The sequence below is a fragment of the Collimonas silvisoli genome (assembly GCF_018305005.1).
GTDB classification, from domain to species: domain Bacteria; phylum Pseudomonadota; class Gammaproteobacteria; order Burkholderiales; family Burkholderiaceae_D; genus Collimonas; species Collimonas silvisoli.
The window spans coordinates 22988-34552 of the sequence record NZ_JAGQEG010000025.1 but is presented as its reverse complement, the minus strand read 5'-3'; the positions used below and the strand labels follow the sequence as shown (position 1 = coordinate 34552).

Below are 11565 nucleotides of genomic sequence, written 5' to 3'. Positions count from 1 at the left end.
CGGCAAAATCCAACCTCTTTTGGCTCTCATTGAGCTCTGCTAATGCTTGTAACGCTCTTTCGCCTGCTCTCGACACTACCTCTATTTTTCCTGCACGCAATAGGAACGCTGGGCGGCTGGCTGGTGTACCTGGCCTCTGCTTCGTATCGCAGCAAGTTAAAAGACAATCTGTTCCGGGCCGGCTATCCAGCGGCTTTGCCGCAAGCCATCAGTGAATCCGGCAAGAGCATGTTCGAACTGCCGTTTATCTGGTGCGCCGCGCCGCAACGTGTGCTGCGTACCGCCACCATCGAAAACTGGGAACTGGCGCAAGCGGCGCTGGACGCCAAAACCGGCGTGATCTTCCTGACTCCGCACCTGGGCTGCTTTGAAATCATTGCCCAGGCCATCGCGACCAAGACCGCGCTTACCGCGCTCTATCGGCCACCCCGCAAAGCCGCCCTCAAACCATTGATCGAGGGCGCGCGCAGCCGCCACAATCTGTTGCTGGCGCCGGCCAATCTGGCGGGTGTGCGCACCCTGTTCAAGGCGCTCAAAAAGGGGCAGGCGATCGGTTTGCTGCCGGATCAGGTGCCGCAGAACGGCGAAGGAATATGGGCCGACTTTTTCGGGCGTCCGGCCTACACCATGATCTTGCCGGCCAAGCTGCAGCAAATGAGCGGCGCACCGATCATCCTGTCTTACGCCGAACGTTTGCCGTTCGGCCGCGGTTATGTGATCCGCTTTGTGCCTTTCGAAGAAACCATGGGCGACAGCCCCGAACAACGTACGCTGGCCATCAACCTGGCCATGGAAAGACTGATCGCACGTTGCCCGGCGCAATATATCTGGAGCTATAACCGCTACAAGACCCCCCCGGGAGTGGAGGCGCCGCCGACCCCGGCAGCACAGGGGCCGCAGGCATGAGGGCCTTGCTCGGCCTGTTGTGGCTAGCGCATTTTTTACCGCTGTGGATCCTGGGCCCGGTTGGCGAAGCCTTGGGCTCATTGCTGTTTATCATCATGAAACCGCGCCGGCATATTACGCTGACCAATCTACGGCTGTGCTTTCCGGACATGCCCGAAGCTGAGCGCGTGGTGCTGGCGCGCCGCCACTTCCAGGCTTACTCGCGCAGCGTGCTTGAGCGTAGCGTGCTGTGGTGGGCATCGGAAAACCGCTTGCGCCGCCTGATCAAGATTGAATCGGATCTGCCGCTCAGCACCTTGCAAGCCGGTCCGACCATTCTGCTCTGCCCGCATTTCGTCTGCCTGGAAATTCCTGGCATCGCGCTGGTGCTGAATTCCTCGCTATCGATCTGCACCATCTATACACGCCAGCAAGACGCGGTGATCGACGCAGCGCTGCTACAGGGGCGTTCGCGCTTCCGTCCGGTCAAGCTGTTTAACCGTGAGCAAGGCGTCAAGCCGATCATCCGGGCAATGCGCGAAGGTTTTCCCTTCATCATGCTGCCGGATATGGATTTCGGCATGAAGGACGCTGAGTTTGTGCCGTTTTTTGGCATCCCGACGGCAACCCTTACCGCCACCGCGCGGATTGCCGCCGCCACCAAAGCCAATGTGGTGCCGATGATCGCTACGTTCTTGCCGGGCTACAAAGGTTGGAAAGTGACTTTTTACCCCGCCTGGGAAAATTATCCGGGCGACGATATGACGGAAGCTACCCGTCGCATGAACGCCTTTATCGAGGCCCGCATCCTGGAAGCGCCGGCCGAATATTTCTGGGCTCACAAACGCTTCAAGACGCGGCCGCCGGGACAGGCCGATGTCTATTCCTCCTCAACGCCGGAGCAGACTGACAGTGCTGCGTACTAGCGTCGTTTCCATCATAATGCGCGTATGAAACTCAAATTCACAAAAATGCACGGTGCGGGTAATGATTTCGTCGTGATTGACGCGATTCACCAGCATGTCGATTTCACCGCAGCGCAATGGCAGCAACTGGGCGATCGCCGCTTTGGGGTGGGCGCGGATCAGATGCTGGTGGTGGAAAAATCACAGGCGGACGGTGTAGATTTTCGCTATCGGATTTACAACGCCGACGGCGGCGAGGTCGAGCAATGCGGCAACGGCGCCCGTGCGTTCGTCAAGTTTGTCACCGACAAGGGCCTGACCAGCAAGCGCGCAATCCGGGTGGAAACCATGTCCGGCATCATTGAGCCGAAACTGGAAGACGACGGCCGTATAACCGTCGATATGGGCGCGCCGATCCTGACGCCCGCCGCGGTGCCGTTTGACGCCAGCAATCTGAGCAGCCGGGCGATGGCCGAGGATGTGCTTTGGCCGCTGGAGATTCAGGGCAAACAAACCTGGATCTCGGTGGTGTCGATGGGCAATCCGCACGCGGTGCAAGTGGTTGAAGACAGCGAGGCAGCGCCGGTCTTGATCGACGGCCCGCTGATAGAGCATCACCCACGCTTTCCGCGGCGAGTCAACGCCGGCTTCATGCAAGTTGTCGATCGCCATCACATCAAGCTGCGCGTCTTTGAGCGCGGCGCCGGCGAAACCCTGGCCTGCGGCACAGGGGCTTGCGCAGCGGTGGTAGCCGGCATCCGGCGCGGCTTGCTGGATTCGCCGGTCACCGTGCAAACCCGTGGCGGCGAACTGTCAATTGCATGGGCTGGCGATCAGCATGCGGTCATGATGACCGGTCCCGCGGTATCGGTATTCGAGGGTGAAATCGAAATGACTACGGCAGATTAGCTGTCAATGGCCGTTTCGTCGGCTTCGAACTCAGACGCAGGCATGGCAGTCTTGAAGCGATACAGGCGCTGCCGATAGTTGCCTTCCGGTCCATTCGGCCCGCAATCCACATCTTCAAACAGGCGTGCAATCCGGCTCAGGGTCTGGCGCTCATCGCCGGTCTGGATCAATATCAAACGACGTTTGCTGCGCGCATAGTGGGCCCGGATGTCGATCACCAGGCAATGGCCGCAATCGGCCTGATTCAAATCCAGCAACAAAGCCTCTGGCCGGCTCAAGCCAAATAAGATCGCCAGTTCAATCCGCGCGGCAAGAAACGGGTGCGCCTTGACTTGCTCGCGCGTCAGCTGTTGTTTGGCCGCTTCCGCCCAGGCTGCCGGCTGCGCGCTGTCGGCAATCTTTGCCAGCAGATTCGCCGCCTCGCTGCTGCCCTGTGCCGCCGCTTTTTGCAGCCAGTAGACGGCGCGTACATCGTTGGCGAGCTTTTCACGCCGATTGCGCCAGGCGCTGAGCCCGCATTCCAGTTGCGCCGCACAATGCCCCATTTCGGCAGCGTGTTCCAGATGGCGCTGCATATCCACCAGATTGCGCTGGGAAAATTCCGACTTCAGATATATCCGCGACAGGGCGTACCAGGCATCCGCCAAACCAGCCTCGCCCGCCAGCGTCAGCCAGCGGATTGCCTTTTTATAATTGGCCGAGCCGGTTCCTACCAGTACCCGCTCGCCATCGCTATTCATGCGGGCATACCATAGGCCCAGCGCCAATTGCGCAGCCTTATCGTCGCCATATGCGGCCAGTTCGAGAAACTGTTGCACCTCACCGGCATCGAAGCTGGCGCTGGCCTGCAACACCTGGGCGCAGCGCAGCAGCAAGGACAGGTTTTCTTCGCCCAGCTGGCGCGCCAAGGTTTCCGACGGCACATTCAATTGCGCCAGGATCTCGACATATTGCTCTGACAACGCCCTGGCCAGCGGCAACGCCCGCTCCAGAAAGACCGGCCAATCGGCTTGTTCCCAGGCCAGTTGCGCCAGCGATTGCTGCGCCTGCATCACGCCGGCATCTGCGGCGCGCGCGGTCCACTTCAAGGTGGCGTCCTGCCCCGTCTTGCTTTCAGCCAGGGTATCGTTAGCAGGTACGGCCGGCAATTTCCGGCCGGCCGCAATTGCCGGCACGCTGTCGGCATGTTGCGCCAACAGCCATTGAGCTTCGGCGACACCAGCGTTGGCAGCGGTTTCCAATACCTTAATCACCTTGCTGCGTAGTCCCGGCAATACCTGCTCACCGCCAAGCTGGCCGTTGCCGGTCAATACCAGTTGCGCCAGCACCAGGCCCGCTTGCATCAAGCCGGCATCAAAAGCCCGTTCGTACCAGACGCAAAGAGCCAAAGGATCAGCAGCGGCACGCGCTACCTCCAGTGGGATATGGCTGCCGATCAACATCCAGGCTTCGGATTCCTGTTGTTGCGCGGCACGATCCAGCCAGTGCAGCGCGGTCGACAAGCTTTGTGGCAAGCCGTTGCCGCCAAACAGATAACGGCTGCCTAAAGCCAGTTGTGCCGCCCCCTGCCCTGCACGAGCGGCGCGAATAATCGCTAGGTCCTCACGTTTAGCCATAAAGCCTTCGTTGCAAAAGCCTAAATTATGCTTGATAAATCGATTCAGTTTTATTTTAGGCAGATTTTTACAATCTACGCGTCTTTTACGCTACACAAATATTCAAATCAATCACTCGGCTGCGAGCTATCGCGAATCTCCCATCAATAGTTTTTTTAAAAAAACCAGAAAGCGCACAAAATCGGTGGCCAAAATACAACACATTTCACAAATAACATCATTTTTTACAAAAAAACAATTGATCAACAAGCAAAATAATATGCTTTTATGCCAAGCCCATTTAATGTTCGCGCCTCCGGCAAAAAGCTCAGATCCTAAAGCCGATTTTCAAATCAAGGACGTTAAATGAAAAAATCACTCATCGCATTGGCCGCACTCGGCACAATCGCCAGCGCAGCACAAGCTCAAAGCTCCGTCACCATCTACGGTACCGTTGATACCGGCATTACTTTCTCGAATCACAACGTCAGAACCGGCACTGCCAGCAACGGCAGCAAGTTCGGCATCGACTCCGGCAATATCGATACATCCCGTCTCGGCTTCAAGGGCACGGAAGATCTGGGCGGCGGCCTGAAAGCTTTGTTCCAACTGGAAGCAGGCTTCAAAAACGATACTGGCGCCTCAGAAGGCGGCGGCTTTGCTCGCAAATCGGTGGTTGGCCTGGCTGGCAACTTCGGTACTGTTACGCTAGGTCGTCAATCCGACATCCTGGACGACGCTGGCCATGCATTCACGTCCGTTAAAGATTTCGGTAATTTCGTAGGCAGCCCGCACGCTTTTGATCGCCTCGAAGGCATTCGCACTCAAAATTCGATTCGCTATGACAGCATGAATCTGAGCGGCTTCACTGGTAGCGTGATTTACGGCTTCGGCGAACAAGCAGGCAAAACGACTGCCGGTCAATCCTTCGGTGCTGGCGGCACTTACGCTAACGGCCCATTGGGACTGTATGCTGGCTACTATCAATCGAAGTTTGGCTCCAGCCCTAGCGACACTCTGATTTCCGGCATCACCGCCTTGACTGGCCTGACTCCAGCCCAGCTGGCGGCCGCCAACCTTGATGGAAAAACAGTTAACAAGACATTCAGCCTGGGCGCCAGCTATCAAGCCGGCCCTGCACGCCTGTACGGCAACTGGTCGCGCGTCAACGTGCCTGACGTGCTCAAGCAAAATATTTTCGAACTCGGCGCAGACTATGCTGTAACAGCACCGATCCACTTGCTGACGGCGGTTCAACATACAAAGACATCGATAGACGGCCTCCAAGGCTCCAAGCCATCGGTGACCCAGTTCAACCTGGGCCTGGACTATTACCTGTCCAAGCGTACCGATCTGTATACTCTGGCTTCCTTCGCAAAGGGTCGCAATGGCGCGCTGGTTGGCGACATTACAGCCCCAGCAGTACAGGGTAGCAACGGTAACAGCAGCCAGACCAAGCTTGCAGTCGGTATCCGTCACAAGTTCTAATCAAATTTTATTGTCATCTGACACTAAATTCGATTGCGTTACGGGGGCTACATGCCCTCTCTTCTCAGTCCGGCACCTCAACCGCCGCGACTGAGAAGAGGAATTAACAGCACGTAACCCGAGATTACTTAGAAATAAAAGATTTTGACGCAGTTTGTCGCCAAGGCTTACTTTAAACAGACTGGGAACATCGTTCTCTACCCGCTCTGATGCGCCATGCATCTTTAACAGGCCGGACAGTAAATAGCACCGCCGCCCCCGCTTCTCAGCACATCCCGCCAAGTCATTTGAAACGGACAGCCAGGCCCGCCCCGTCTCATGTCACAAAAATACAACACAATTAACAATCTTCTCCAATTTCGACCAATTTATAGCGTCACAGGAAACCAAACCGCCAGCATAGCCAGCGAGACACCTTAATGTTCATCCATCCGGCAAGATGTACGGATCCTTAAGACAGTTTTCTAAATAAAGGACGTCAAATGAAGAAATCACTAATCGCACTGGCCGTACTCGGCGCAATCGCAGGTGCAGCACAAGCTCAAAGTTCCGTCACCATCTACGGTATCGTTGATACTGGCATCGTTTACACAAGCAAGGTTTCGACTGCAACTGGCGCAAATGGCCTGTCCTCGAACAACGGCAGCAAATTCAGCGTCAACTCCGGCGTTATCCAAGGTTCGCGTCTGGGTTTCAAAGGCGTTGAAGATCTGGGCGGCGGTCTGAAGGCTCTGTTCCAATTGGAAGCTGGCTTCAACAACGACACTGGCGCGTTGAACGGCCAAGACAAAGCTCCTTCCGGCACTGTTAACCTGTTCCGTCGTAAATCGGTAGTCGGTCTGGGCGGCAACTTCGGTTCCGTTTTGCTGGGTCGTCAAACTGACATCCTGGACGACGTCAGCCAATGGACTTCGGTTCAAGATTTCGGTGGCGTAACTGGTACCGTCGGTCACAATCTGGACCGTTTGGAAGGTACACGTACCAACAATTCGATCCGTTATAACACACCAGATCTGTCCGGCTTCACTGGTAGCCTGATCTATGGCTTCGGCGAAACTGCTGGTAAGACTTCTGCTGGCCAATCGTTCGGTCTGGGCGGTCAATACGCTAACGGCCCACTGGGTCTGTTCGCTGCTTACTACCAATCGAAACTGGGTACTACTGCCAGCGACACTTCGATCCTCGGCAGCACTGCGTTCGCTGGTCACGGCAGCGCTGGTGACACAGCTCTGAAGACATTCAGCCTCGGTGCTAGCTACCAAGTCGGTCCTGCACGTCTGTACGGCAACTGGTCGCGTACTAAGCAACCTCTGGCATTCAGCTCGACAGCGGCTACTACAGGCGTTATCCAACCAGGCAGCTTCACTGTTGGCAGCTTCAACAACACCAAGGCTGACATCTTCGAACTGGGCGTAAACTACGCTGTTACAGCACCTCTGCACCTGTTGGCTAGCGTTCAATACAACAAGTTGACATTTGCTGATGCAGGCTCCGCTAAGGGCAAGCTGACCCAAATCAACCTGGGTACTGACTACTTCCTGTCGAAGCGTACTGACCTGTATGCATTCGTTTCGAACCTGCGCGCTAAAGATGCTGTCAATCCAGGCGTGTTCGGCGACAGCACCGGTTCCGACAACAACCAAACAGCAGTTGCTGTTGGTATCCGTCACAAGTTCTAATTTAAGCTGACCGAACCCGCAGCAGCAAGCGGGCCAGGTTGCTTGATCAGAGATGTAAGAGGCCCACATGGCTTGCCATGTGGGCCTTTTTTATTGTGCAGTACGCATCGCTACTGAACTCCGCACAAAGCCCCTCGGCCTGCCGGGTTGTCATGCACCCGGATAGCGGTGTACTCTTGATCATTCTTTTTCTTCTCTTCATCGCCGACCTTGTCCACACACCTCATGACCTCCCAACTTGATCCCGATACTGTCGCCCAATATCTGATCGACTCTCCCCATTTTTTCGAAGAACACGCCGAACTGCTGGCAAAGATCCGTCTCACCAGCCCTCTGTTAGGCCGCGCTGTATCGCTGCAGGAGCGGCAAATGGAAGTGCTGCGCGAGAAAATCAAATTGCAGGATTTGCGACTCGCCGACATGATGCGCAACGCCCAGGAAAATGACGCCAGCTCGCATAAACTGCATGCCTGGAGCCGCAGCTTGCTGTTGGCGCGTAATGACGTTGACTTGCCGCACACACTGGTTGATGGTCTGCGCACCAGCTTTGCAGTGCCTCAGGCCACCTTGCGCTTGTGGGGTGTCGCCGAGGATTATTCGCACACCTGGTTTGCGGCGGCGGCTTCCGAGGATGTCAGACTTTTCGCCAATGGCTTGAGCCTGCCGTTTTGCGGCAGTAATAATGATTTCGAAGCTGCCGCCTGGCTTGAGCAGGACGTTCAGTCGGTTGCCATGCTGCCGCTACGCAGCACTGCCACTGCCTCGGCAACCTTCGGCCTGCTGGTGCTGGGTTCCCCCGATCCGCAACGCTTTAGCGCCGACATGGCGACCGATTTCCTGGTGCAGATTGGCGAAACGACCAGCGCGGCACTGGCCTGCTTGCTCGCATAGCCAGACTCTGAAGCATCCTCATCTCCTGACATCGTGAGCGGCGATACCAACCAGACCTACCTGAGCGGCTATCTGGATAGTCTGGCGGGCCAACGCCAGTTGTCAGCGCATACCATCAGCAACTACGCCCGTGATCTGAAAGAACTGGCGAGCCTGACACAAGCGCTGGGCGAGCATTGGAAATTCGCCGCCGTCACCCACTTCCATATCCGTAAATTTGCCGCGCAATTGCACTCCCGCGGCCTGAATCCAAGTTCAATTGCGCGCAAGTTATCGGCCTGGCGCGGGTTTTTCGAATGGCTGGCGGAACAGACCACACTTGCCAGCAATCCTGTCGAGGGCGTCAAAGCGCCAAAACGCGCCAAACCGCTGCCGAAAGCAATGGCTGCAGATGATGCGATACACCTGGTTGCCAGCCCCAACCCGCTGGCCGATGCAGGATCCAGCATGGCGCTATGCAATCAAGCGATGTTTGAATTGCTGTATTCCAGCGGGCTGCGGGTCTCGGAACTGGCGGGGCTGGACCTGCGTTACAGCCGGCAAGCTGACTATGAATCGGCCGGCTGGATCGATCTGGATGCGGCGGAAGTGACGGTCACCGGCAAAGGCGGCAAGAAACGCAGCGTGCCGGTAGGCAAGCCGGCAATACAAGCCGTCGCGGCGTGGCTGCCGCAACGCGAAGCGCTGCTCAAAAGCGATCAGGCGCAGCATGCTGCGGCTTTATTCCTGACCGAACGCGGCAGCCGCGTGTCGCCGCGCGTGATCCAACTGCGCTTGAAACATCATGCGCAGTCACTCGGCATCGCCAGCAATGTCCACCCCCATGTGCTACGCCATTCATTCGCCTCGCACATGCTGCAGGGTTCCGGCGATTTGCGCGCAGTACAAGAGCTGCTGGGACATGCATCGATTGCCGCCACCCAGGTCTACACCTCGCTTGATTTCCAGCGCCTGGCGCAGGTCTATGACGCGGCCCACCCGCGTGCGAAAAAAATCTCCGATAAATGATCAGCAGACAGCAACCGTTTTAACTGCCTGGTTTGCGCTACACCACATCAAATATGCAACTGAATTGCATTTCAGGCATAATTGAAGTCTCACCTACCCACATTGCATTATGAATCCAGGCCCAAAATCCAAATCTGTCGCAACCACCGCAGGCGCCAAGGACAACTCCCATCCGCATGCGGCAGCATTGGCCGAGACCCAGTTGCGCGAAGTCGCGTTGCGCATCACCCCTGCTCGCATCAAAGTCTTGGCCGCCTTGCTGGAAGCACGTTGCGCTTTTTCGCATCAAGACATGCAGGACCAGTTTGTCGAGATGGACCGGGTGACCTTGTATCGCGCCCTCGATTGCCTGACCGACGCCGGCCTGGCGCACAAGATTGCCGGCGACGACCGCGTATTCCGCTATAGCGCCGGCACCGAACACAGCGACTCAAGCCATCACGGCGGCGCAGCGCACCAGACCCAGCATCAGCACGGACATTTCAAATGCACTCGCTGCGGCAAGGTATTTTGCCTGGACGGCAGCGGCGACGCCGGTTTCCTGGATAGCATACTGGCGCTCGGCGACAATCATGCCGGCAGCACCCCGGCCAAGCTGCGCAAGCAGTTGCAACAAGCTTTGCAAGACACGCTGGGCAAGGGTTTTCAAGGTCATGAAATCGAACTCACCATCAAGGGCTGGTGCGCCGATTGCGCCCATTGATTTGTTTTAACAGCGTTGTGTAACGGCATTGTTGCAACAGCGCTGCAGCAGCGCGTGACTCATCTGAATCCTCTTCAGCCTTTTATCGTTTTTTACTTTTCCGAATCTGACCATGGCACTTATTCCGACCACCATCCTGACCGGCTTTCTCGGCGCCGGCAAAACCACTTTGCTGAACCGCATCCTGCAACAGCCGCACGGCCATAAAATCGCCGTGATTGAAAATGAATTCGGCCAGGAAAATATCGACAATGAAATCCTGGTGCAGGACAGCACCGAACAAATCGTCGAGATGAACAACGGTTGCATCTGCTGCACCGTGCGCGGCGACCTGATCGTTGCCCTGACCACGCTGGCGCGCCGCCGTGCTGCCGGCGAATTGAACTTTGACCGGGTGATTATCGAAACCACCGGCATGGCCAATCCGGGGCCGGTAGCGCAGACCTTCTTTGTCGACGACGAAGTGGCGATGCACTTCATGCTGGACGCCATCGTCACCGTGGTCGATGCAAAACATGCGATGGCGCAACTCGACCAACAAGAAGAAGCGCAACGCCAGGTAGGTTTTGCCGATAAATTACTGCTTTCCAAAACCGATCTGGTCAGTACAGAAGAAGTGGCCGCATTAACGAGTCGCCTGAAACGCATCAATCCGCGTGCACCCGTCATTACTCTCGACCCGCAGCACACGCCGATCGACGAAATCCTGGATATCCGAGGTTTCAACCTGAACGCCAAACTGGAAATCGACCCTGACTTTTTGGCAACGGAAGAACACGCCCATGAGCATAGCGGCGACGATTGCGACCACCCGTCCCATCAACATGAGGGACACGCTCATCACGACCATCATCACGCGCATCACAACGACGAAATTTCCGCTTTTGTGTTCAAAAGTGAAAGACCGTTCGATACCGCACGCCTGGACGAGTTTCTCGGCGGCCTGGTACAAGTCTACGGACCGCGCATGTTGCGCTACAAAGGCGTATTGTTGATGGATGGCGCCGACCGCAAGGTAGTGTTTCAAGGAGTGCATCAGATCATGGGCAGCGATGTCGGTGGCAAATGGGATGCAAATGAGACACGCGGCAGCAAAATGGTCTTCATTGGCAAGAATCTGCCGAAAGACATTTTTATTCGCGGTTTGGAGCAATGTTTGGTATAAACTATGGCAGTTTTGCACTGGGAAATCACTGGATAGCGGGCCAATCGCATCGTCGCTTGGCTGCTGATTTAAGGGAGAGGACCATGAACCTGACCGTTAAAAAGACCGTTGCCAAGAAGGCGGCGGCCTCGCTAGGCAAATCGACGCCCAAAGCCCGCCAGGCTACCGCTCCCGCCAGTGAAAAAATTAAGAGCCCGGCTAAAAGCGCAATCAGCAGCACGAGCCGTACAAGCCGCAGCGCAAAAGTAACTGAAAAAACACCGAAACTCTCCGCCAAGGTGCCGCGGAAGAGCGAGCCCCCTACTGCAACCGCAAACAAGGCTGTGTCCAAAGTTGC

At 56.4% G+C, this 11565-nt stretch carries 10 protein-coding genes; 9 read left to right on the top strand and 1 reads right to left on the bottom strand.

Features of this window, described 5'->3' with window-relative positions; genetic code table 11:
- The first annotated feature begins 42 nt into the window (after positions 1–42).
- From KHU33_RS08990 to dapF, 3 genes are read left to right on the top strand one after another with little or no spacing between them, the layout of a single operon-like run.
- Positions 43–906: a lysophospholipid acyltransferase family protein gene (locus tag KHU33_RS08990; protein WP_211462505.1), complete on the top strand. Its 864-nt coding sequence runs from the start codon at positions 43–45 to the stop codon at positions 904–906.
- Entirely contained in the window at positions 903–1811 is a 909-nt protein-coding gene (locus tag KHU33_RS08985; protein ID WP_211462504.1) for an LpxL/LpxP family acyltransferase, read from the top strand. Before KHU33_RS08990 ends, KHU33_RS08985 begins: the two co-directional genes overlap by 4 nt.
- A gap of 24 nt (positions 1812–1835) precedes the next feature.
- Positions 1836–2699: a diaminopimelate epimerase gene (gene dapF / locus KHU33_RS08980; protein WP_211462503.1), complete on the top strand. Its 864-nt coding sequence runs from the start codon at positions 1836–1838 to the stop codon at positions 2697–2699.
- On the opposite strand, the gene KHU33_RS08975 is transcribed toward dapF, so the two are convergent.
- The gene (locus KHU33_RS08975) at positions 2696–4315 is read right to left on the bottom strand and encodes a tetratricopeptide repeat protein (RefSeq protein ID WP_211462502.1); all 1620 of its coding nucleotides are present in this window, start codon (positions 4313–4315) and stop codon (positions 2696–2698) included. The genes dapF and KHU33_RS08975 overlap by 4 nt on opposite strands.
- A gap of 345 nt (positions 4316–4660) precedes the next feature.
- On the opposite strand from KHU33_RS08975, the gene KHU33_RS08970 reads away from it, so the two are divergent.
- The 6 genes from KHU33_RS08970 to KHU33_RS08945 all read left to right on the top strand — a co-directional run bounded on the left by KHU33_RS08970 (position 4661) and on the right by KHU33_RS08945 (position 11228).
- Positions 4661–5782 carry a porin gene (locus KHU33_RS08970; RefSeq protein ID WP_211462501.1) on the top strand — a complete coding sequence of 374 codons (1122 nt, stop codon included), beginning with the start codon at positions 4661–4663 and terminating at the stop codon, positions 5780–5782.
- Between the two features lie 482 nt (positions 5783–6264).
- A complete protein-coding gene (locus KHU33_RS08965; RefSeq protein WP_211462500.1) occupies positions 6265–7461 on the top strand; it encodes a porin in 1197 nt (398 codons plus the stop codon).
- Between the two features lie 225 nt (positions 7462–7686).
- A complete protein-coding gene (locus KHU33_RS08960) occupies positions 7687–8352 on the top strand; it encodes a DUF484 family protein (RefSeq protein WP_211462499.1) in 666 nt (221 codons plus the stop codon).
- A 33-nt stretch (positions 8353–8385) separates the two neighbouring features.
- Positions 8386–9360 (top strand): tyrosine recombinase XerC, encoded by a 975-nt coding sequence (gene xerC / locus KHU33_RS08955; protein ID WP_211462498.1) that lies wholly within the window; start codon positions 8386–8388, stop codon positions 9358–9360.
- A gap of 109 nt (positions 9361–9469) precedes the next feature.
- The gene (locus KHU33_RS08950; RefSeq protein WP_211462497.1) at positions 9470–10063 is read left to right on the top strand and encodes a Fur family transcriptional regulator; all 594 of its coding nucleotides are present in this window, start codon (positions 9470–9472) and stop codon (positions 10061–10063) included.
- A 112-nt stretch (positions 10064–10175) separates the two neighbouring features.
- Positions 10176–11228, top strand: a complete 1053-nt coding sequence (locus KHU33_RS08945) for a CobW family GTP-binding protein (RefSeq protein WP_211462496.1) — start codon at positions 10176–10178, stop codon at positions 11226–11228.
- Positions 11229–11565: the final 337 nt, after the last annotated feature.